This is a genomic window from uncultured Williamsia sp. (assembly GCF_947494875.1).
GTDB lineage: Bacteria > Actinomycetota > Actinomycetes > Mycobacteriales > Mycobacteriaceae > Williamsia_A.
The window spans coordinates 180,065-200,457 of the sequence record NZ_CANLWM010000010.1 but is presented as its reverse complement, the minus strand read 5'-3'; the positions used below and the strand labels follow the sequence as shown (position 1 = coordinate 200,457).

Below are 20,393 nucleotides of genomic sequence, written 5' to 3'. Positions count from 1 at the left end.
GACAGATGATCGCAGGCAACAAAAACTCACCAACAATTGTCAACACACTATCGAGTTCTCAAAGAACACACACCCACGACCCGTTTTCCCTGGTAGGGCTCGTAATCGGAAGCTGTAGTTCGGTTGTCACCCCGACTCCGGAGCAACTCTTCCAGCCTAGCAGAGTGATCGTGTCCGGTTCAAATCCGCTCTCGCGGGGCAGATCCGGGATCCTCGGCGCACCATGACCGGCCGAGCGAATCGGCCTGTCCTGGTGACTGGATGTCTGCGCAGGCCCGGTTTCCGGCTTCCCGGTCTGGACCGGGGCGGCGCCGTGGCGCGCTGACTGGGAAGAAACTACGCAGCGTTGGCCGCGCGGTCAAATCGCCTGGTCAGCGGGCCCATCCGACCGGTCGCCGACGCGACGGACGTCGGCGCCCAGCTCGCGCAGCTTCTCGATGAACTCGGGGTACCCACGATCGATGTGGTGCACGTCGTGCACCTCGGTCACCCCGTCGGCCACGAGCCCGGCCAGCACGAGTCCGGCGCCGGCGCGGATGTCGCTGCACCAGACCGGTGCACTCGAGAGGCGTTCGATCCCCCGCACCACCGCGTGGTGGCCGTCGGTGCGGGCGTCGGCCCCGAGCCGCACCATCTCCTCGACGAAGCGGAACCGCGCCTCGAACACGTTCTCGGTGATCACCGACATCCCGTCCGCGACGGTCGCGAGACCGATCGCCATCGGCTGCAGGTCGGTCGGGAACCCCGGGAACGGAAGGGTCGAGACGTTCACCGCACGCGGCCTGTCCTCCTGGCGTACCCGGAACCCGTCGTCGAACCGCTCCACCGACGCACCGGCGTCGGTGATTTTCTGCAGCACGAGGTGCAGGTGCGCCGGATCGATCCCACTCACGCGGATGTCGCCCCGGGTCATCGCGGCCGCGACCCCCCAGGTCGCTGCGACGATGCGGTCCCCGACCACGCGGTGGGTGGTCGGGTGGAGCCGGTCGACCCCGGTCACGGTGAGCGTCGAGGTCCCCGCTCCGTCGATGTGCGCGCCCATCTGGCCGAGCATCACGCACAGGTCGACGATCTCCGGCTCCCGCGCGGCGTTGTCGATCGTCGTCGTCCCCTCGGCGAGCACGGCGGCCATGAGGATGTTCTCCGTCGCCCCCACGGAGGGGAACTCGAGCGCGACGGCCGCTCCCACGAGGCGATCCGCGCGGGCGACGACGCACCCGTGCTCGATGGAGCTGTGCGCACCCAGTGCCCGCAGCCCCGCCTGGTGCATGTCCAGCGGTCGCGACCCGATCGCGTCGCCGCCGGGCAATGCCACGACCGCCTGCCGGCAGCGAGCCAACAGCGGCCCCAGAACGCACACCGAGGCGCGGAACTGTTTCACGGCGTCGAAGTCGGCGTGGAACTTGGGTTCGGCCGGAGTGTCGACGACGACGGCGTCGCCGTCGATCTCCACGGTCGCCCCGAGTCCGCGCAGCACATCGGCCATCAGCGGGACGTCGGCGATCTCCGGGCAGTTGGTGATCGTGGTGCGCCCCTCGGCCAGCAGCGCGGCGGCCATGAGCTTGAGGACGCTGTTCTTCGCACCGACCACGGCCACGTCACCGACAAGGCGGGCACCGCCGGTCACCAGGAAGCGATCGCTCACGCTTTCGAGCCTAACGAGGTCGAGGAGCGGCTTCGACGCCGCCCGCGACACCGGGGTGTCACGCCTGCCGTCCGGCGGTCACGGTCGCCTCCAACCGGTCCAGACCTCGCTCGAAGTCCCCACCGACGAGTCGATCCATCGGCACGATGCGGGAGAACAGTCCAGCCAGACCCGAGCTCTCCCCTGTCATCGACCAGGTCACGCGTGTTCCCCCGTCGGTGTCCGCCAGGTCGAACCGCACACGGTTGTCCGCCCGCATGGGGCGCGAGAAGACCACCCTGATGTCGACGGACCGCGGGCGGTCGACCGCCACGATCTCCATCGAGCCCTCACCGGCCTTGCGATTGCCCGACCAGCGGTAGCGCGCACCGACACCCGAGGTCGGACCGTCGTACTCCCGCGACATGGTCGGATCGGAGCCCTCCCATGGTGACCAGGCGACCCATCGGCGAAAGTCCTCGAGTTCGCGCACGATGTCCGCGGCGGGGGCGGCGATCGTGCGGCTGCGCTGCACACGGAACGACTTCGGCGTCATGTCGGGAGACTATCGCCATCGCAGGCCCGGGCGGCCCCGCGGCTCCTCGCGGCGGACCGGGACAGCACCGTCACCTACGGTTGGGCCATGGCTGTGCATCTCACCCGGATCTACACCCGGACCGGCGACGACGGCACCACCGGTCTGAGCGACTTCTCCCGGGTGCCCAAGACGGATCCCCGCGTCGTCGCCTACGCCGAGTGCGACGAGGCGAACGCCGCGATCGGGGTCGCGATCGCCCTCGGGTCACCTGACGAGCGGATGACCGAGATCCTCACGACGGTGCAGAACGACCTCTTCGACGCCGGGGCGGATCTCGCGACCCCCGTCGTACCCGACCCGGAGTACCCGCCGCTGCGGGTGAAGCAGGAGTACATCGACTCGATCGAGCACTGGTGCGACGAGTACGGCGATCCGCTCCCCCCGCTCGACTCGTTCATCCTGCCCGGTGGGTCGCCGCTGGCCGCGCTGTTGCACACCGCGCGCACCGTCACCCGGCGGGCCGAGCGCGCCGCGTGGACGGCCGTGCACGCGCATCCCGACACGACGTCGGTGTTGCCGGCGCGCTATCTGAACCGATTGTCCGATCTGCTCTTCATCCTCGCCCGCGCGGCGAACGGCGGCGAGGACGTGCTGTGGCGACCGGGCGGCGACCGCCAGCGCAACCCGCGCGAGGAGGGGTCAGGCGGAACGCCGTCGGCGTGAGCGCTCCGACGGGCGCGACTCCACCCACGACTGGAACGCCGTGACCGCGCCCGCGGACATCGCCAGCTCGTAACGACTGCGGCCGGCGGTGATCTCGACGACCGTCATGTCCTCGATGACGTCGACCTCGGTCCCGTGCGGCTCGCGACGGCGCTCCACCTCGATGGCCTGCCGCTCGATGACCCGGCTCGGCCCGGCGCGCAGGCTCGACAACCGGTAGTAGACGAGGGCGTCGTCGTTGTAGCGCACGATGCCGTGCCGCCACCCGCGGTCCTCCCCCGCCGGCAGCACCCGGAACAGCACCGCCGTCCCCCGACGGCGCAGGCGCGCGACGCGGACGGCGACACCCAGCCCGAGCCCGACGAGGCCGGCGACGAGCACGACGAGGACGACGATCGCGAGGGTCGTCGTCCACGTCATCTGCGCCTCCTGAGCTCTCTCCGGTGGGAGGCCGGATACAGCGATCCCCGCAAACTCTGCAGTTTGCGGGGATCGAGATCCAGGTCTTCTGTGCCGTCACCGGCGGAATGCCGACTCCAGCTTGCCACGACGACCCGGACCACGGTCCGGGTCGTCGTGTACATCACTTCTCGTTGTTCAGCTGCTCCACCGCGCGGACCCGTGACAGGGCCTGCTCGTACTCCTCGGAGCCCTCCTCGGCCGACTCCAGCGTCTGCCGGGCGGCGTCACCGTCGATGTCGCGCGCCCACTCCGCCGACTCGGCCAGGACGGTCACCGAGTCGCCGGTCACCGACAGGAAGCCACCCTGCACCGCGGCGACGCGCCGCTTGCCGTCGGTCTGCTCGATGAGGACGAAGCCTCCGGGGATGAGCTGTCCGAGCAGCGGCTCGTGGTGGTTGAGGATGCCCAGCTCGCCCTCGGTGGTCTGGGCGATGACGAACGTCGCCTCCCCCGAGTAGAGCCGCTCCTCGACCGAGACGACCTCGACCGGAAAGCCTGTGTCAGCCATGGACCCGCGTCACTTCCCGGAGATCTTCTCGGCCGCGGCCTCGACGTCGTCGAGTCCACCGCAGCTGTTGAACGCCTGCTCCGGAAGGTGGTCGAACTCGCCCTTGCAGACGCGGTCGAACGCCTCGATCGTGTCCGACAGCGGGACGACCGAGCCCTTCTGGCCGGTGAACTTCTCGGCGACGATGAAGTTCTGGCCGAGGAACTTCTGCAGACGACGGGCTCGCTGCACCGTCACCTTGTCCTCCTCGGACAGCTCGTCCATGCCGAGGATGGCGATGATGTCCTGCAGCTCCTTGTACTTCTGCAGGATGCGCTTGACCTCGTTGGCGACGCGGAAGTGCTCGTCGCCGACGATCGACGCCTCGAGGATGCGCGAGGTCGAGGTCAGCGGGTCCACGGCCGGGTAGATGCCCAGCTGCGAGATCGGGCGCGAGAGCTCGGTGGTCGCGTCGAGGTGCGCGAACGTGGTCGCCGGCGCCGGGTCGGTGTAGTCGTCGGCGGGGACATAGATCGCCTGGAGCGAGGTGATCGAGTTGCCTCGCGTCGAGGTGATCCGCTCCTGCAGCTCACCCATCTCGTCGGCCAGCGTGGGCTGGTACCCGACGGCGGAAGGCATCCGGCCGAGCAGGGTGGAGACCTCGGAGCCGGCCTGGGTGAACCGGAAGATGTTGTCGATGAACAACAACACGTCCTGGTGCTTCTCGTCGCGGAAGTACTCGGCCATCGTGAGGGCCGACAGCGCGACGCGCATGCGCGTGCCCGGCGGCTCGTCCATCTGACCGAACACCAGGGCGGTGTCCTGGAGGACGCCCATCTCCTCCATCTCGAGGTGGAGGTCGGTGCCCTCACGGGTGCGCTCGCCGACGCCGGCGAACACCGAGGTGCCGGAGAACTCACGCGCGATACGCGTGATCATCTCCTGGATGAGGACGGTCTTGCCGACACCGGCACCACCGAACAGGCCGATCTTGCCGCCCTTGACGTACGGGGTGAGCAGGTCGATCACCTTGATGCCGGTCTCGAGGATCTCGGTCTTGCCCTCGAGCTGGTCGAAGGCCGGGGGCTTGCGGTGGATGCTCCACTGCTCGCCGTCACGACCGGTGCCCGGCGCGTCGAGGCAATCACCGAGCGCGTTGAACACGTGCCCCTTGACGACGTCGCCGACGGGGACGGTGATCGACTTGCCCGAGTCCTGGACCTCGGCCCCGCGGACCAGACCGTCGGTGGGCTGCATCGAGACGCAGCGCACCAGGTTGTCGCCGAGGTGCTGGGCGACCTCGAGTGTCAGCGTCTTCGCGACGGCCTCGAGGGTGATGTCGGCGTGCAGGGCGTTGAACAGGTCCGGGACGGCGCCGCGCGGGAACTCGACGTCGACGACCGGTCCGATGACTCGGACGACGCGGCCGGCCGCGTCGCGCGACCCCGACGTGCTCGGGGCCTCGGTTGTTGCAGTGCTCATGGTGGTCACTTCCTGGCCTGACGGCCGCTGGATCTCGTGGTTCTCGTCGCGGCGGGGTCGGCTGCCCCACCGATGGTGATGCTCAGTTCGCCAGTGCGCTCGCCCCGCCGACGATCTCGCTGATCTCCTGGGTGATCTGCGCCTGCCGCAGCTGGTTGGCCTGGCGGGACAGGTCGGTGACCAGTTCGTCGGCGTTGTCGGTCGCGGCCTTCATCGCCGTACGGCGTGCCGCCGACTCCGACGCCGCGGACTCGAGCAGTGCCGCGTACACGCGGGTGGCGACGTACTTCGGCAGCAGCGCCGACAGCAGCGTCTCCGCACCCGGCTCGAACGTGTAGTTGCGCGCGGGGCTGTCCGAGTCGTCCTCGGAGTCGTCGGACTCCGAGACCACCAGCGGGGCGATGCGACGCACCTCGGGGACCTGGCTGAGCATCGACGCGAAACGGGTGTAGACGAGATGGATCTCGTCGACGCCCTCGAGCGTCGGGGCCTCGTCCTCGCCCTCCACGTCGGTGCCCGCACCGGCGACGAACAGGTCGACGAGCCGGTCGGTCGCGGTCTTCGCGTCGGAGTAGCGCGGCTGCTGGGAGAACCCGGTCCAGGAACCCGCCACCTCGATGTCACGGAAGGTGAAGTAGCCCAGGCCCTTCTTGCCCATCACGAAGATGATCGGGTCCTTGCCCTCGTCCCGCAGCAGGGCGAGCAGCTCGCGGGTCTCGCGCAGCACGTTGGAGTTGTAGCCACCGCACTGGCCGCTGTCGCTGGTGACCACGAGCACCGCGGCCCGCTTGGGCTCCGGACGCTCGTTCAGCAGCGGATGGTCCAGCGTGCCCGACTTGCTGGCGAGCTCGGTCAGGACCGAGGTCATCTCCTCGGCGTACGGCTTGGACGCGTTCACGCGCGCCTGCGCCTTGGTGATGCGCGAGGTGGCTATCAGCTCCTGGGCCTTGGTGATCTTGCGTGTCGACTGCACCGAGCGGATGCGCGATCGCAGCTCACGGATGCTGGCCATGTCTCACGCTCCTCGGGGGTCTCGTCGATCTCGGCACACGGTCATCGTCTCAGGACTTCCGCAGCTTGATCTCTTCGTTGGTCACGTCGTCGGCGTCCATCGCATCGGCGTCCTCGTCGTCGACGACGCGCGAGCCGTCGCTGGCCTGGAAGCCCTGCTTGAACTTGTTGACCTCGTCGACGAGCGACTCGGCCTGGTCGTCGGACAGGACCTTGCCGCCGGCGAGCGAGTCGTACACGCCCGACGCGCTGTGGTGCAGGTGCGTGAGCAGCTCACCCATGAAGCGCTTGACGTCCTCGACGGGGACCGAGTCGAGGTGTCCGGCCCCGCAGAGGTAGATCGAGACGATCTGGTCCTCGACGGAGACCGGGCTGAACTGGTCCTGCTTGAGGAGCTCGACCCAGCGGGCTCCGCGCTCGAGCTGCGCCTTGGAGGCGTCGTCGAGGTCGGAGGCGAACGCCGAGAAGGCCTCGAGCTCACGGAACTGAGCGAGCTCCAGACGCAGCGAGCCGGAGACCTTCTTGAGGCCCTTGGTCTGCGCGGCACCACCGACGCGCGACACCGAGGTGCCGACGTTGATGGCGGGGCGGACGCCCTTGTTGAACAGGTCCGACTCGAGGAACACCTGACCGTCGGTGATCGAGATGACGTTGGTCGGGATGAACGCCGAGATGTCGTTGGCCTTGGTCTCGATGATCGGCAGACCGGTCATCGAGCCGCCGCCGAGCTCGTCGGACAGCTTCGCGCAGCGCTCCAGCAGACGCGAGTGCAGGTAGAAGACGTCGCCGGGGTAGGCCTCGCGACCCGGCGGGCGACGCAGCAGCAGCGAGATCGCGCGATAGGCCTCTGCCTGCTTGGTCAGGTCGTCGAAGACCACCAGGACGTGCTTGCCCTGGTACATCCAGTGCTGGCCGATGGCCGAGCCGGTGTAGGGGGCGAGCCACTTGAAGCCGGCGGAGTCCGAGGCGGGCGCCGCGACGATGGTCGTGTACTCCAGTGCGCCGGCGTCCTCGAGTGCCTGCTTCACGCCGGCGATCGTGGACCCCTTCTGCCCGATCGCGACGTAGATGCAGCGGACCTGCTTGTCGGCGTCGCCGGTCTCCCAGTTCGCCTTCTGGTTCAGGATGGCGTCGATGCAGACCGCGGTCTTGCCGGTCTTGCGGTCGCCGATGATGAGCTGACGCTGTCCGCGACCGATCGCGGTCATGGCGTCGATGGCGGTGATGCCCGTCGCCAGGGACTCCTCGACGGGCTGACGCTCGAGCACCGAGGCGGCCTGCAGCTCCAGCACGCGCTGCTCGTCGGACTCGATGTCGCCCTGGCCGTCGATCGGCTGGCCGAGCGGGTTGACGACGCGGCCGAGGAATCCGTCGCCGACGGGCACCGACAGGACCTCACCGGTGCGGCTGACCTGCTGACCCTCCTCGATGTGCTCGTAGTCACCGAGGATGACCGCACCGATCTCGTCCTCGTCGAGGTTCAGCGCGACGCCGAGGACGCCGCCCGGGAACTCGAGGAGTTCGTTGGCCATCGCGCCGGGCAGGCCACTGACGTGGGCGATGCCGTCGGAGGTGTCGGTGACGACACCGACCTCCTCACGCGAGGCCTCGGCCGTGAACGACGAGACGTACTGCTCGATTGCACCCTTGATCTCGTCCGATGAGATCGTCAACTCCGCCATGGGTATCAGTCTTCCTTGCGTTGGGGTAGGTCCGTGTGGTGTGTGGGTCGGCCGTGAGATCCGGTCATGACGGGAGGTCGCTCGCGGCGCGCGTCAGCTTGGTGGCGACGTCGGCGTCGATGACCTCGTCGCCGATCGCGACCCGCAGGCCGCCGAGCAGGTCCGGGTCGACCTCGACCTGCGTGGAGATCTCTCGGCCGTAGATGCGACCCAGCACGCCGGCGATCCGCTCACGCTGGCTGTCGCTGGGTTCGATCGCCGCGATGACGTGGGCGACGGTCTCGCCACGACGTGCGGCGGCGAGCTCGGCGAGATCGGACACGGCGGACGCGGCCGACTGGCCACGCAGCAACCGCACCGACTGGGCGACGAGGGCCTCGGTGGTCGGGTCGACCTTGCCGTCGATGACCGAGTCGAGCAGGGACAGTCGTCCCTCGACGTCGGCGTTCTGGTCCGAGAGCAGGGACGACAGGCGCGGCTCGGCGACCAGCAGGCGCCCGAGCCGGAACAGCTGGTCCTCGACGTCGTCGATCGTCGACGCGCGGTCGGCCACGACGAGCAGCGCGAACCGGGCCAGACGCTCGAGTGCCTGGGTGAGGTCGGTCGTCTCCGACCACCGTCCGGTGGCCGCGGTGTGCAGCAGCGCCTTCGTGGTCTCGCCGACCGAACCGAAGACCGCGTCGACGAGCCGCCTCTTCGAGTCGGCGTCGTCGGAGGGCTCTCCGAGGTGCTTGCGCAGGACGTGCTCGCGGGTGAGGACCGCGACGACGTCGGCGAGCTCGTCGGCGAGCGCCCGCAGGCCGCTCTCGTCGAGATCGGCCGTGCGGCGGTCGAACTCCTCCGTGAGACCGCGGACGACCTCGCGGCTCGCGGCGCGCATCGAGTGCAGACCGACCAGATCGGACGGCGCGGAGACGCGTGACCGGTCGTCGTCGGACCCGACCATCGTCTCGAGTTCGTCGATGACACGGTCGATCGAGTCCTGGCGTGCGGACTCGTCCTGCAGGTGTTCCCGCACGGCGGAGCCGGCGAGTTCGATCGAGGCCAGTCCGAGGTCGGCGCGCAGACCGCGCACCAGGTTGGCGCGGTTCAGCTCGACCTGGGCCGTGCCGTGCTCGCGGATGCGCTCGACCTCGGCGTCGGCCTGGGCTGCGAGTTCCTCGGAGATGGCCTGCGCGTCGGCACGGGCCTCCTCGCGGATCTGGCTCGCGGTCGCGCGGGCCTCCTCGACCGCGTTGGCGTGCGCGTCACGCGCCTCCTGCAGCCGCTTCTTGGCCTTCTCGCTCTCGGCGATCTGGTCGGCGACCGCGTCCTGCTGTGACTTCATGGCCTTGGCGACCGGCGGCCGGACGTACCGGACCAGCACCGCGACGATGACGACCAACCCGATGAGGTTGACGATGACGATGGACACGAGTCAGCTCCCCGTCCCGCTCGGCTGCCGTGTCTCCTGCGACACGGACCCTGGTGTGGATGCCTTCGTGAACTTCTCGGCGAGACGGGAGTCGGAACTCACGTCGAACCCGAGCACACGGCTGGCGAGATCGGCCGAGAGACGGCCGACGTCCTGCCGCGCATCGGCGGCGGCGTTCTCGCCGTCGGCGCGCAGCCGGTCGGTCGCCTCGGCGACCGCACCGTCCGCCTCGGCGGTGGCACGCGAACGCATCTGCTCCAGCGTCTCGCGTCCCTTGGCCCGGGCCTCGTCGCGGATACCGGTGGCCTCGCCGCGGGCGGACTTCATCGCCTCGCGGTACTCGCGCTCGGCGGCCTCGAACTCCTCGGTCGCCGTGCGGTTGTCGCGTCCGGTCTGGGCGACCTGTTCCTCACGCTCCTCGAGCACCTGCTTGATGGGCGGCACGACGAACTTGCCGATCACCGCCAGCACGATGAGGAAGATCACCAGCACGACGAAGAACGTCGCGTTTGGGATGAGGAAGTTTCCTGCGGCGAGAGCCATGGTGTGAGTTCCCGATTTCCGTGGTGAGGCCCTGTGTCAGGACGCCGAGATCGGCGTGGCGAACACGAAGAGCGCCATGAACGCCAGGTTGATGAAGTACGCGGCCTCGACCAGGCCGACGGTGATGAAGAACGGGGTGAACAGCCGACTCTGCGCCTCGGGCTGCCGGGCGATGCCGGCGATCAGCTGCGCACCGGCGAGACCGTCACCGATACCGGCGCCGATCGCGCCGCCGCCCAGGATGAGGCCGCCGCCGATCAGTGCGCCCATGCCGATCGTTGGATCCATGATTCGTTCCTTTCGATGAACCGGCAACGGTTGCCGGGTCGTGTTGGGTGGGCGACGACGTCGTCGTCACGCCGGTGGCGGGCCGGGTGGCCCAGGGTCAGTGCGCGTCCTCGGACTCCATCGACTGGCTGAAGTAGAGGATGGTCAGGAGGGCGAAGATGAACGCCTGGATGAGTCCGACGAAGAGGTCGAACAGCTTCCAGACCGCATGTGGGGCCCAGGCGATGTAGGCCGGGAACAGCGTGATCAGCGAGATCATGATCCCGCCCGCGAAGATGTTGCCGAAGAGTCGCAGCGAGAGCGAGACCGGCTTCGCGATCTCCTCGATGATGTTGATCGGCGCGAGGAAGACGACGTGGCCCTTGATGAGCTTCTTCGGGTAACCGAGGAAGCCACGCCGCTTCACGCCGGCGGCGTGATACCAGACGAAGACGACCACGGCGAGGGCGTAGACGAAGTTGACGTCCGACGCCGGCGGCTTCAGCCACTCCGACGCCGTGCCCTCCGAGGTCCCGTACTGCGACGGGATGATCGACAGCCAGTTCGAGATGAGGATGAAGCAGAAGAGGCCGACGGCAAGCGGGAGGACGAAGGGCGCGACGCGCATGCCGATCGCGCTCTCGATCTGACCGCGGAACTGCGTCGTGACGGTCTCGAAGAACAGCTGCACGCCGTTCGGGACACCCGAGGTCACCTTGGCCCGTAGGTAGAACGCGAGGCCGAGCAGGATGATCGCGGCGACCGCGGTCCCGATGATCGTGTCGAGGTAGAACTCGAGACCACCGATGGACACCGAGATGTGGTGTCCCACCTCGATCTTGGAATCGCCCCCGGATTCCTCGGCGGCCAACGTGTAGACGGCGCTCATGACTGCTTGCGGAGTCCTCTCATGACGGGGATCACCGTGGACAGCACCACGATGACCTGGCCGAGGGCGAGGCCGAACATGACCCCGAGGCCCTCGGGCCGGAACACGAACGCGATGGCCAGTGCCGCCGCCGTGATGATGGCGAGGCGGACGGCGGTGTTGAGCACGACGGGCTTCTTGCGGCCGGTGTCACCCTCGGTGGCGGCGGCGACGCTGGCCTGCACCATCTTCGAGTTGGCCAGGGTCAGCGCGATGCCCGCGGTGAAGAAGATCCCGAACAGGATGTGGCCGAGGATGCCGGAGACGACCAGGGCGATGACCGCGGCGACCCCGGCGATGATGGCGGGGCGCTTCAGCGACAGCGGGATCGCGGGATAGAACTGCTCCGACGAGCTGGGGGTCGACGTCGTCATCGGCCTCTCCTCGGGTCGGAGTACCGCACTCGTCGTCGAGTACGGCATGGGCTGTCGGTGGGGGCGGCGTCCATCGAGCGTGCGAACCGCGGGTAAAGCGGTCGTAAGCTCGCCGGTCAGGATGACCCTACCAACGCTGTCGCGGCGGGCCCTGCGTGGGGTCTCGGTCACACGCTGCGACTATTCCCCGCACCTCAGGGTGCTACTACACCGAATAGTACTACATCTGGTGGTATGTCTTGTTCGCCGGCGTTCGCGTGGTCGGGCGCCGAATGCGTGCGCCGACGCCGCGCCGACGCAGACGGGGCACGACGGTCGCGACCATCGCCACCACCAGTCCCCCCGCGAGGGCCGGGACCACCACCGAGATCGAGAAGACGGTGCTCGCCGCGACGCTGAACGCCAGCACCGCGACCCACAGGTAGATCACCAGGACGACGCGACGCTGGGAGTGCCCGAGCTCGAGCAACCTGTGGTGCAGGTGCATCTTGTCCGGCGTGTAGAAGCCGACTCCGGCCCGGGTCCGGCGGATCACGGCCAACAGCATGTCGAGCATGGGGATGAACATGACCGCGGCCACCAGGATCAGCGGGGACAACAGCGAGAACAGGTCCGCGGGCCCGTAGGCGGTGACGGCGATGCGGCCGGACGCACTGGTCGACGCGGTCGCCAGCATGAGGCCGATGAGCATCGATCCCGAGTCGCCCATGAAGATCCGCGCCGGTTGGAAGTTGTGCGGCAAGAAGCCCAGACACGCCCCGGCGAGCGCCACGGAGATGAGTGCCGGTGGGTAGTAGCTGACGTCGCCGCCCTGGTCGCGGAGCAGGCCCAGCGAGAACAGCAGGATCGCCAGCGCCGCGATGAAGGCGAGGCCCGCGGCCAGCCCGTCGAGCCCGTCGACGAAGTTGATCGCGTTGATCGTCGCTACGGTCAGTGCGATGGTGACGAGACCCGACTGCAACGGGTCCAGGACGACGGTGTCGATGCCGCCGAACGGTACGGGGATGACCGTCCAGCTCACGCCCATCAGCACCAGCACCCCGGCGGCGGTGAGCTGGCCGACGAACTTGGTCAGCGCGTCGAGGCCCCAGCGGTCGTCGATGATCCCGACGACCACGATGACCAGCGCGGCGACCACCACCGCGTCCATGTCGTCGGTGTAGGCGAACCCGCGGGTCAGCGCCGGCAACTGCTGGGCGATGAGGATCGCGGCGAGCACACCGAGGAGCATGCCGACGCCACCGAGCCGCGGCGTCGGGACGGCGTGCACGTCCCGGGCGCGCGGGACGGCGACGGCGCCGGTCCGGGTCGCGAGGACCCGCACCACGCCGGTGGCCAGATAGGTGATGAGGGCCGCGCTCATGCCGACGAGGGCCAACTCGCGCAACGGCACACCCGCACCGTTGTTGGAGAGGGTCGTCGCGGCGAGGAGCACCCGTCGAATCTACTGGTGTCGCGACCGGCGTCACCGCCCCGCGGCGGCGCGTCGCGTCGCGGGGGTCACCCCAGGAGGGTGGCGGTCTCGACGCCGAGCACCTCGGCGACCTGCTCGGGTGCCACGGCACCTGATCGCAGGATCGCGGGCGTGGGGCCCGAGAGGTCCACGATCGTCGACGGTGTCCCGTGGTCGGCGGGTCCCCCGTCGAGGTAGACGGCGATGTCGTCGCCGAGCTGGGCGCGGGCCTCGTCGGCGGTCGTGGCGGGCGGGTTGCCGGACCGGTTGGCGCTCGAGACCGCCATCGGTCCCACCTCGCGCAACACCTCGATGGCGACGGGGTGCAGGGGCATGCGGACCATGACGGTGCCGGCGGCGTCCCCGAGGTCCCACGCCAGGGACGGCGCCTGTTCGACGACGATGCTGAGCCCGCCCGGCCAGAACGCACGGACCAGCTCCCGCATCCGCGGCGTCACCGACAGCACGAGGCCCTCGATGGTGTCCCAGGACCCGACGAGCACCGGGACGGGCATGTCGCGTCCGCGGTTCTTCGTCGCGAGGAGGGACGCGACCGCATCGGAGTCGAAGGCGTCGCACCCCAACCCGTACAGGGTGTCCGTCGGGAGGACCACGAGTCGCCCCGACTTCACCGCACCCACCGCTGCGCGGATCCCGGCGGCGCGCGAATCGACCTGGCTGCAATCGAACACCGTGCTCACGGCGTCATTGTCGCATCCTGGCGGCGGCGTCCGACCGTCGGCGCGCGGTCACGAACCGGGGCCGCCCCGACAGATCGGTGTGCGAGGTGATCTCGTCGAAGGCGTCGGTGCCGTCGAGAGCCGCGGTGACGCGGTCGGCGGTGGTGTCGTCGTGTTCGATCGCGCAGCGTCCCCCGGGTGCGAGGATCGCCGCGACGACGGCGGCCATCGGGGTGATGACACTCATCCCGTCGCGCCCACCGAAGACCGCGATCGCCGGATCGTGGTCGGCGACCTCGGGTGGCACGTCGACGGTGGTCGGCACGTAGGGCGGGTTGCTGACGACGACGTCGACCGCGCCGTCGCTGTCCCGTCGCCAGTCGAGGGTGGTCGCGTCACCGTGGCGCACGTCGACGCGTCGGAGTCGGGACTCGGGCGTCGCGGCGACGTTGCGGCGCAGCCATGTGAGCGCGTCGTCGTCCTTCTCGACCGCGACGACCGTCGCGTCGGTGAGGGCGGCGACGCCCAGCGCGAGGGCGCCGCTGCCGCTGCACAGGTCCACGACGCGCGGCGAGGGGGCGGCCGCCGTGCACGCCTGCACCGCCCATTCCAGCAACAACTCGGTCTCCGGCCGGGGGACGAACACCCCGGGGCCGACGGCGAGGGTCAGCGGGCCGAAGGCGGCGTCGCCCAGGATGTGTTGCAGCGGTTCGCGATCGGCGCGTCGGCTGACGAGGTCGGTCACCGCGGCGTGCTGGGTGTCGGTCATCTCGTCGACGACGACGAGACGTCCGCGGTCGGTCCGCAGTGCGTGGGCGACGAGATGTTCCGCGTCGACCCGCGGCGATTCCACCCCCGCCTCGGCGAGTTGTCGTGTCGCGGAGGCGATCACGTCTCGGACGCGGGCGGTCATCAGGCCTGCAGCCGCGCCTGACGGTCGGCGGCGACGAGTGCGTCGAGCAGGGCGTCGAGGTCGCCGTCGAGCACGGCGTCGAGGTTGTGGGCCTTGAACCCGATGCGGTGGTCGGTGATCCGGTTCTCGGGGAAGTTGTAGGTGCGGATGCGCTCCGAGCGGTCGACGGTGCGGATCTGCGCGGCCCTCCCCTGCGCGGCCTGCGCCTGCGCCTCGTCCTCCGCGAGGGCCTGGAGCCGCGCGGCGAGGACCTGCAGGGCCCGCGCCTTGTTCTGCAACTGCGACCGCTCGTTCTGACAGGTGACGACGATCCCGGTGGGCAGGTGGGTGATCCGTACCGCGGAGTCGGTGGTGTTCACGCCCTGACCGCCCTTGCCCGAGCTGCGGTACACGTCGATGCGCAGATCGGACTCGTCGATGGACACGGCCTCGACCTCGTCGGGTTCGGGGTAGGCCAACACACCGGCGGCCGAGGTGTGGATGCGGCCCTGCGATTCGGTCACGGGGACGCGTTGCACCCGGTGCACCCCGCCCTCGAATTTCATACGGCCCCAGACCCCGTCGGGTGACGACGCCTTCGCCTTGATCGACAGCGTGGCGTCCTTGTACCCACCGAGGTCGGACTCCGTGACGCCGAGAATCGTTGCGGCCCAGCCACGGCGCTCGCAGTAGCGCAGGTACATACGGGCGAGGTCGGCGGCGAAGAGCGCCGATTCCTCGCCCCCCTCACCGGACTTGATCTCCAGCACCACGTCGTCACCGTCGTGCGGGTCCCGTGGGGCGAGGAGGTCGGCCAGGGCCACGTCGAGCTCGGCGACCGTCGCCTCGAGTTCGGTCACCTCGGACGCGAAGGTCGGGTCGTCGGCGGCCAGCTCACGGGCGGCGACGAGATCGTCGCGCGCGGCGACGAGACGGTCGTGGGTGGCCTTGACCTGCGCGAGCTCGGCGAACCGTTTCCCCACACGGCGTGCGGCGGCCGGGTCGTCGTGCAGCGACGGGTCGGCCATCTGGGACTCGAGTCCCGCGTACTCGGCGAGGACGTCGTCGACGGCCGACGGCTGCGTCGTGCTCATGGCGACCTCCTCGGGTGCGGGACAGGACCGACGTCACGGTCGGCGAGACGGGTGCAGACGCACCGACGCCCGCCCTGCGCGAAGCGCGGGACGGGCGTCGATGGACGTGCTACTTGGCGGCGTCGGCGCCCTTCGGCGTGCGCTTGCCGTAGCGCTTCTCGAACCGGGCGACACGACCGCCGGTGTCGAGGATCTTCTGCTTGCCCGTGTAGAACGGGTGGCACTGCGAGCAGACCTCGACCGTGATCTGGCCGGTCTCCCGCGTGCTCCGCGTCTGGAAGGTGTTGCCGCAGCCGCACACCACTGTGGTGTCGACGTACTGCGGATGGATGCCCTGCTTCATCTGGTGTCCCTTTCGTGGTCGCCGGGTCACCGCTGCCCCCGGGGGGACATCACGGTGTGAACCGGAACCGGACGGTGATGATGTGCATCGAGGTGGTGCACAACCGTGCCGAGTATGCCAGAGGCCAGGTCAGCGACCGAATCGGTCCGTGATCGGCTCCTGTTTGCTCGGACAGACTCCTCAACCATGCTCGAGGTCGGGGCATTCCCCACGCATGCGGCACCCTTACCATGGGCGGTTCCCGCCGGCGACCGAGCCGCGTGGCGGCCGGATCCGAGGAGGTGCGATGCGTCGCGGACCGATGATCGCGGTGGTCGTGGCGGTCGTCGCGCTGGTCACGGTGGGGGTCGCGGTGGCCGTGTCCCTCGGCCGCGGCGGCGACGCCACGCCGCGCGGTGACGTCCCGTCGACGTCGGATCCCGACCCGGCGATGCGCATCCCGGGCGTCGTCCGGGCCTTCTACCGAGGCGGTCACGTCGGCCCCGGCAAGCGCGTCGCCTACCGCTTCTCGCCGCCGATCGGCGGTCGTCACGACGCGGTGTGGGCGACGTGCACCGGTGTCGTCTACCCGCAGCCCCTCCGCGTGGAGAACGCCGTGCACTCGATGGAACACGGGGCGGTGTGGATCACCTATGCGCCGACGCTCGACGCGAGGTCGGTCGCGGCGCTGGCACGACGCGTCACCGGGATCGACCACACGCTCATGTCGCCCTACCCCGGGCTCGACACGCCGATCTCGGTGCAGGCGTGGGGCCACCAGCTGAAGGTCGATCGCGCCGACGACCCCCGCATCGACAGGTTCGTCACCGCCACCCGGCTCAACACCCAGAAGGGCGTCTACCCGGAGGACGCCCGAGCGACCGCGTCGCCCGAACCGACCGGAACCTGTGCGAGCACCGGCGTGTTCGACGTCGACGACCCGCCGCCGGCGGACACCGCTCCCCTGCCCGCGTCGGCCGTGCCGGACGCGTGAGGGTCAGTCCTCGGTGAGCTGACCGGGAGCGTTCTTCTGCACCTGCATGAGGAACTCGATGTTCGTCTTCGACTTCCGCAGCTGCGACATCAACAGGTCGATCGCGGCCTGGGAGTCCAGGCCCGACAGCAGACGACGGAGCTTGTGGACGATCGCGAACTCGTCCGCCGACATCATCAGCTCGTCCTTGCGGGTGCTCGACGCGTTGACGTCGACCGCCGGGAACACGCGACGTTCGGAGATCTTGCGGTCGAGCTTGAGCTCGGCGTTGCCGGTGCCCTTGAACTCCTCGAAGATCACCGTGTCACCGGTGGAACCGGTCTCCACCAGCGCCGAGGCGATGATGGTGAGCGACCCGCCGTTCTCGATGTTGCGCGCCGCGCCGAGGAACCGCTTGGGCGGATAGAGCGCGGTCGAGTCGACACCACCGGAGAGGATGCGGCCCGACGCCGGCGAGGCGTTGTTGTACGCACGGCCGAGACGGGTGATCGAGTCGAGCAGGACCACGACGTCCTTGCCGGACTCGACGACGCGCTTGGCACGCTCGATGGCCAGCTCGGCGACCGACGTGTGGTCCGACGGCGGGCGGTCGAAGGTGGAGGCGATGACCTCGCCCTTCACCGACCGGGTCATGTCGGTGACCTCCTCGGGACGCTCGTCGACGAGGACGACCATGAGATGGCACTCGGGGTTGTTGATGGAGATCGCGTTGGCGATGTCCTGCAGGACCGTCGTCTTTCCCGCCTTGGGCGGCGAGACGATCAGCGCGCGCTGACCCTTGCCGATCGGCATGACCAGGTCGATCACGCGGGTCGACAACCGCTCGGGCGTGGTCTCCAGACGCAGTCGCTCGTTCGGGTAGAGCGGGGTGAGCTTGCCGAACTCGGGCCGCTTGCGGGCGGCCTCGACGTCGCCGCCGTTCACCGTGTCCAGGCGGACGAGCGGGTTGAACTTCTGCCGCTGGTTGTTCTGCTCACCGTCGCGCGGGAGCTTCACCGCGCCGGTGATCGCGTCGCCGCGGCGCAGGCCGTTCTTGCGCACGAGGTTCATCGACACGTACACGTCGTTCGGTCCCGCGAGGTAACCCGACGTCCGGACGAACGCGTAGTTGTCGAGGACGTCGAGGATGCCGGCGACCGGCTGCAGGACGTCGTCCTCGTTGATCTGCGGCTCGACGTCGTTGCCGCCGCCGCCGTCGCGGTCACGCCCACGACGACGCTCACGGAAACGACGACCTCGACGTCCGCGACCGCCCTCGCCGTCGTCGTCCTGACGGTCGTTGCCGCCACCCCGCGGGCCGTTCTGACCGCCGCGGCCCTGGTCGTCCCCGCGGTTCTCGCGGTTGTCCCGGTCGCGGTTGCCCTGCTTGCCGTCGCCGCGGTTGTCCCCGCCCCGGTTGTTCTGGTTCCCGTCGCCGCGGTTGTCCGCGCCCCGGTTGTTCTGGTTCCCGTCGTTGCGGTTGTCGCCGCCCCGGTTCTGGTTGCCGTCGCCGCGGTTCTCGCCGTTGCGGTTGCCGCGGTTCCCCCGGCCCTCGCCGCCCTGGTCGTTGCGGTTCTGCTCACCGCGCTGGTCGGTGCGGCCCTGCTCGCCACCCTGCTCGCCGCGGCGTCCGCGCTCGCGGGTGCGCTGAGGGCGATCGTCGCGGCCGGTGTCCCGACCCGACTCGCCGTCGTTCGCGTCGGCGTCCGCCCCGCGGGAGCCGTCGGACGCACCGTCCTTCTCCCGTGCCGGACGGCCGCCGTCACGGCGGGTGCCGGCGTCCTGCGTGCGGTTCTCGTCCGTGGCCACCGGGGCCGACTCGGCGGCCTCCGGGGCGGCGGGCGCTGTCTCGGCGGCGGCCGCCGGGGCATCGTGCGAACCGTTCGTGCCGTTCGTCGGCGCCGACGGGGAACCCGACGAGCCGGTCGACTGGCGGGCCGCGATCGCCGCGACGAGGTCGCCCTTGCGCATGCCCGAGGTACCGCGGATGCCCAGTTCGCCGGCGAGTTGACGCAGCTCGGTGAGCACCATCGCGTTGAGTCCGGTCCCGCGAGAGCGTCCGCCGCGTGCGGGCGCCTCGGCGGACGGTGCCGCCTCGGGTGCCGGAGTCGAGATCAGGTCCGTATCGGTCACGGATGTCCTTTCATTCCTCCACCGTGAGAAGCACCGCGGAGGTTCGCAATCCCCGCCGTGGATGCGGCGGTTTCCCCACCCGTCAGATCGACGTGGCCGGAAGTCTGTGTGGTCCGCACCGGGTCGGCGGGACGTCACGCGGCGGGTGCACACGTGGTTCGTGTGCGGTCGTCGTGGACCGGCACGCCGGGGCGGTGGTGTCACGCGCGTACTGCTCGAACGATCTGCGGCCGAGTCGAACTTTGCGCGAGCCCATGTCGCGTCGAGCACCGAAGGGCTCGGATCTCGGAGGAGATGGGCGCGGCAGGACGATCGCATGTCCGCTGCGAGACGACCTCATGGTATCCACCATGCCGCCCTGCGGCAACACCCGCCCTGTCCGGCGTGTCAGGTGATGGACACCGGACCGGCGACACGCAGCGGTCGGGCGTCGAAGCCCAGCCCGGCCGCCAGGGCGATGCTCTCGTCCGGGATGCGACGATCGTGCAGCGCGAGCACCGACGGTCCGGCCCCGGAGACGAACGCCGCGATCCCGCGGGCCCGCAACTCGGCGACGATGCCGGTGGTGTCGGGCAGCACGGGGGCGCGGTAGTGCTGGTGCAGCCGGTCGGCGGTCGCCGGGAGCAGACACGACGGATCCGCCGTGAGGGCGAGGACGGCCAGCGCGCTGCGGCTGAGGTTGTGCACGGCGTCGAGCCGGGGCACGGCGTCGGGCAGCAGTCCGCGGGTCAACGCCGTCGACGACTCGTGCTGGGGGACGAATGCGGTCACCGCGATCGACGGGTGCACCGTCAGCGGACGGGCGTGGTAGGTCGGCGCGCCGTCGACCTCCTCGGTCCACGAGACCACCGCCGATCCCAGGACGCTCGCGGCGGCGTTGTCGGGATGACCCTCGAACTCCCCGGCCAGCTGGATGAGCTGGTCGGCCGAGAAACCCTGTCGCACACCACTCTTGGCCATGAGACCGGACGCCGCCGCCAGCCCGGACACGACGGCCGCGGCGGAGGAGCCCAGCCCTCGCGAGTGAGGGATCGCGTTGCGGCACACGATGTCGAGGCCCGGGGCCGCCACACCGCCCGCCTCGAGTCCGCGCAGAAGTGCGCGCACGACGAGGTGCGTGTCGTCCAGAGGCACCGTCCCCGCACCCTCACCGTCGACGGCCACCCGCACACCCGAGGGTGTCACGCGCACCCGCAGGTCGTCGTAGACGTCGAGGGCGATTCCGAGGGAGTCGAACCCGGACCCCAGGTTCGCCGACGAGGCCGCGACGCGGACGTCGGTGACGACGCCGTCGGGCAGCACCGGGAACAT

General features: G+C 69.7%; 21 protein-coding genes. 2 read left to right on the top strand and 19 right to left on the bottom strand.

Going from position 1 to position 20,393, the window contains the following annotated elements:
- Nucleotides 1-358: 358 nt before the first annotated feature.
- Complete coding sequence (gene murA, locus Q1A98_RS21750) at nt 359-1,645, bottom strand: UDP-N-acetylglucosamine 1-carboxyvinyltransferase (RefSeq protein ID WP_299577396.1); 1,287 nt, start codon at nt 1,643-1,645, stop codon at nt 359-361.
- Between the two features lie 58 nt (nt 1,646-1,703).
- A complete protein-coding gene (locus Q1A98_RS21745; protein ID WP_299577394.1) occupies nt 1,704-2,180 on the bottom strand; it encodes an SRPBCC family protein in 477 nt (158 codons plus the stop codon).
- Between the two features lie 87 nt (nt 2,181-2,267).
- Here Q1A98_RS21745 and Q1A98_RS21740 point away from each other — a divergent pair, with 87 nt between their 5' ends.
- Nucleotides 2,268-2,885 (top strand): cob(I)yrinic acid a,c-diamide adenosyltransferase, encoded by a 618-nt coding sequence (locus tag Q1A98_RS21740; protein ID WP_299577392.1) that lies wholly within the window; start codon nt 2,268-2,270, stop codon nt 2,883-2,885.
- Here Q1A98_RS21740 and Q1A98_RS21735 read toward each other — a convergent pair.
- The 15 genes from Q1A98_RS21735 to rpmE form a co-directional block, all read right to left on the bottom strand.
- Nucleotides 2,862-3,305, bottom strand: a complete 444-nt coding sequence (locus tag Q1A98_RS21735) for a DUF2550 domain-containing protein (RefSeq protein ID WP_299577390.1) — start codon at nt 3,303-3,305, stop codon at nt 2,862-2,864. The two genes, Q1A98_RS21740 and Q1A98_RS21735, sit on opposite strands and share 24 nt — an antisense overlap.
- 163 nt (nt 3,306-3,468) lie before the next feature.
- A complete protein-coding gene (locus tag Q1A98_RS21730) occupies nt 3,469-3,855 on the bottom strand; it encodes a F0F1 ATP synthase subunit epsilon (RefSeq protein WP_299577388.1) in 387 nt (128 codons plus the stop codon).
- A gap of 9 nt (nt 3,856-3,864) precedes the next feature.
- Nucleotides 3,865-5,316 (bottom strand): F0F1 ATP synthase subunit beta, encoded by a 1,452-nt coding sequence (gene atpD, locus Q1A98_RS21725; protein WP_299577386.1) that lies wholly within the window; start codon nt 5,314-5,316, stop codon nt 3,865-3,867.
- Nucleotides 5,317-5,398: 82 nt separating this feature from the next.
- Nucleotides 5,399-6,328 (bottom strand): F0F1 ATP synthase subunit gamma, encoded by a 930-nt coding sequence (locus tag Q1A98_RS21720; RefSeq protein ID WP_299577384.1) that lies wholly within the window; start codon nt 6,326-6,328, stop codon nt 5,399-5,401.
- 49 nt (nt 6,329-6,377) lie between these two features.
- Nucleotides 6,378-8,009 carry a F0F1 ATP synthase subunit alpha gene (gene atpA / locus Q1A98_RS21715; RefSeq protein ID WP_299577382.1) on the bottom strand — a complete coding sequence of 544 codons (1,632 nt, stop codon included), beginning with the start codon at nt 8,007-8,009 and terminating at the stop codon, nt 6,378-6,380.
- Between the two features lie 64 nt (nt 8,010-8,073).
- The gene (locus Q1A98_RS21710) at nt 8,074-9,423 is read right to left on the bottom strand and encodes a F0F1 ATP synthase subunit B/delta (protein ID WP_299577380.1); all 1,350 of its coding nucleotides are present in this window, start codon (nt 9,421-9,423) and stop codon (nt 8,074-8,076) included.
- A gap of 3 nt (nt 9,424-9,426) precedes the next feature.
- Nucleotides 9,427-9,966 (bottom strand): F0F1 ATP synthase subunit B, encoded by a 540-nt coding sequence (locus tag Q1A98_RS21705; protein ID WP_299577378.1) that lies wholly within the window; start codon nt 9,964-9,966, stop codon nt 9,427-9,429.
- A 36-nt stretch (nt 9,967-10,002) separates the two neighbouring features.
- Nucleotides 10,003-10,254 (bottom strand): F0F1 ATP synthase subunit C, encoded by a 252-nt coding sequence (locus Q1A98_RS21700; RefSeq protein ID WP_045822205.1) that lies wholly within the window; start codon nt 10,252-10,254, stop codon nt 10,003-10,005.
- A 97-nt stretch (nt 10,255-10,351) separates the two neighbouring features.
- Nucleotides 10,352-11,122: a F0F1 ATP synthase subunit A gene (gene atpB, locus Q1A98_RS21695; RefSeq protein ID WP_299577377.1), complete on the bottom strand. Its 771-nt coding sequence runs from the start codon at nt 11,120-11,122 to the stop codon at nt 10,352-10,354.
- Nucleotides 11,119-11,535, bottom strand: coding sequence for a hypothetical protein (locus tag Q1A98_RS21690; RefSeq protein WP_299577375.1), 417 nt, complete (start codon nt 11,533-11,535; stop codon nt 11,119-11,121). Before Q1A98_RS21690 ends, atpB begins: the two co-directional genes overlap by 4 nt.
- 220 nt (nt 11,536-11,755) lie before the next feature.
- Nucleotides 11,756-12,970, bottom strand: a complete 1,215-nt coding sequence (locus Q1A98_RS21685) for a glycosyltransferase family 4 protein (RefSeq protein ID WP_299577373.1) — start codon at nt 12,968-12,970, stop codon at nt 11,756-11,758.
- Nucleotides 12,971-13,035: 65 nt separating this feature from the next.
- Nucleotides 13,036-13,689 (bottom strand): L-threonylcarbamoyladenylate synthase, encoded by a 654-nt coding sequence (locus Q1A98_RS21680; protein WP_299577371.1) that lies wholly within the window; start codon nt 13,687-13,689, stop codon nt 13,036-13,038.
- 4 nt (nt 13,690-13,693) lie between these two features.
- Nucleotides 13,694-14,581, bottom strand: a complete 888-nt coding sequence (prmC, locus tag Q1A98_RS21675; RefSeq protein WP_299577369.1) for a peptide chain release factor N(5)-glutamine methyltransferase — start codon at nt 14,579-14,581, stop codon at nt 13,694-13,696.
- Nucleotides 14,581-15,654 carry a peptide chain release factor 1 gene (prfA, locus tag Q1A98_RS21670; RefSeq protein WP_299577367.1) on the bottom strand — a complete coding sequence of 358 codons (1,074 nt, stop codon included), beginning with the start codon at nt 15,652-15,654 and terminating at the stop codon, nt 14,581-14,583. Before prfA ends, prmC begins: the two co-directional genes overlap by 1 nt.
- A gap of 109 nt (nt 15,655-15,763) precedes the next feature.
- On the bottom strand, nt 15,764-15,997 hold the full coding sequence (gene rpmE, locus Q1A98_RS21665; RefSeq protein ID WP_299577365.1) for a 50S ribosomal protein L31: 234 nt from the start codon (nt 15,995-15,997) through the stop codon (nt 15,764-15,766).
- 286 nt (nt 15,998-16,283) lie between these two features.
- Between rpmE and Q1A98_RS21660 the strand changes: the two genes are divergently transcribed.
- The gene (locus Q1A98_RS21660) at nt 16,284-16,970 is read left to right on the top strand and encodes a DUF3105 domain-containing protein (protein ID WP_299577363.1); all 687 of its coding nucleotides are present in this window, start codon (nt 16,284-16,286) and stop codon (nt 16,968-16,970) included.
- Between the two features lie 3 nt (nt 16,971-16,973).
- Here the strand turns inward: Q1A98_RS21660 and rho are convergent, their stop codons facing one another.
- Both rho and thrB read right to left on the bottom strand, forming a co-directional pair.
- On the bottom strand, nt 16,974-19,082 hold the full coding sequence (gene rho, locus Q1A98_RS21655; protein WP_299577361.1) for a transcription termination factor Rho: 2,109 nt from the start codon (nt 19,080-19,082) through the stop codon (nt 16,974-16,976).
- A gap of 387 nt (nt 19,083-19,469) precedes the next feature.
- The gene (gene thrB / locus Q1A98_RS21650) at nt 19,470-20,393 is read right to left on the bottom strand and encodes a homoserine kinase (RefSeq protein ID WP_299577359.1); all 924 of its coding nucleotides are present in this window, start codon (nt 20,391-20,393) and stop codon (nt 19,470-19,472) included.

Excerpts from the sequence above, each read along its gene's own strand:
- Q1A98_RS21745 (WP_299577394.1), bottom strand. The coding sequence starts at position 2,180 with ATGACGCCGAAGTCGTTCCGTGTGCAGCGCAGCCGCACGATCGCCGCC.
- Q1A98_RS21740 (WP_299577392.1), top strand. The coding sequence starts at position 2,268 with ATGGCTGTGCATCTCACCCGGATCTACACCCGGACCGGCGACGACGGC.
- Q1A98_RS21735 (WP_299577390.1), bottom strand. The coding sequence starts at position 3,305 with ATGACGTGGACGACGACCCTCGCGATCGTCGTCCTCGTCGTGCTCGTC.
- Q1A98_RS21730 (WP_299577388.1), bottom strand. The coding sequence starts at position 3,855 with ATGGCTGACACAGGCTTTCCGGTCGAGGTCGTCTCGGTCGAGGAGCGG.
- atpD (WP_299577386.1), bottom strand. The coding sequence starts at position 5,316 with ATGAGCACTGCAACAACCGAGGCCCCGAGCACGTCGGGGTCGCGCGAC.
- Q1A98_RS21720 (WP_299577384.1), bottom strand. The coding sequence starts at position 6,328 with ATGGCCAGCATCCGTGAGCTGCGATCGCGCATCCGCTCGGTGCAGTCG.
- atpA (WP_299577382.1), bottom strand. The coding sequence starts at position 8,009 with ATGGCGGAGTTGACGATCTCATCGGACGAGATCAAGGGTGCAATCGAG.
- Q1A98_RS21705 (WP_299577378.1), bottom strand. The coding sequence starts at position 9,966 with ATGGCTCTCGCCGCAGGAAACTTCCTCATCCCAAACGCGACGTTCTTC.
- Q1A98_RS21700 (WP_045822205.1), bottom strand. The coding sequence starts at position 10,254 with ATGGATCCAACGATCGGCATGGGCGCACTGATCGGCGGCGGCCTCATC.
- atpB (WP_299577377.1), bottom strand. The coding sequence starts at position 11,122 with ATGAGCGCCGTCTACACGTTGGCCGCCGAGGAATCCGGGGGCGATTCC.
- Q1A98_RS21690 (WP_299577375.1), bottom strand. The coding sequence starts at position 11,535 with ATGACGACGTCGACCCCCAGCTCGTCGGAGCAGTTCTATCCCGCGATC.
- prmC (WP_299577369.1), bottom strand. The coding sequence starts at position 14,581 with ATGACCGCCCGCGTCCGAGACGTGATCGCCTCCGCGACACGACAACTC.
- prfA (WP_299577367.1), bottom strand. The coding sequence starts at position 15,654 with ATGAGCACGACGCAGCCGTCGGCCGTCGACGACGTCCTCGCCGAGTAC.
- rpmE (WP_299577365.1), bottom strand. The coding sequence starts at position 15,997 with ATGAAGCAGGGCATCCATCCGCAGTACGTCGACACCACAGTGGTGTGC.
- Q1A98_RS21660 (WP_299577363.1), top strand. The coding sequence starts at position 16,284 with ATGCGTCGCGGACCGATGATCGCGGTGGTCGTGGCGGTCGTCGCGCTG.
- thrB (WP_299577359.1), bottom strand. The coding sequence starts at position 20,393 with ATGTTCCCGGTGCTGCCCGACGGCGTCGTCACCGACGTCCGCGTCGCG.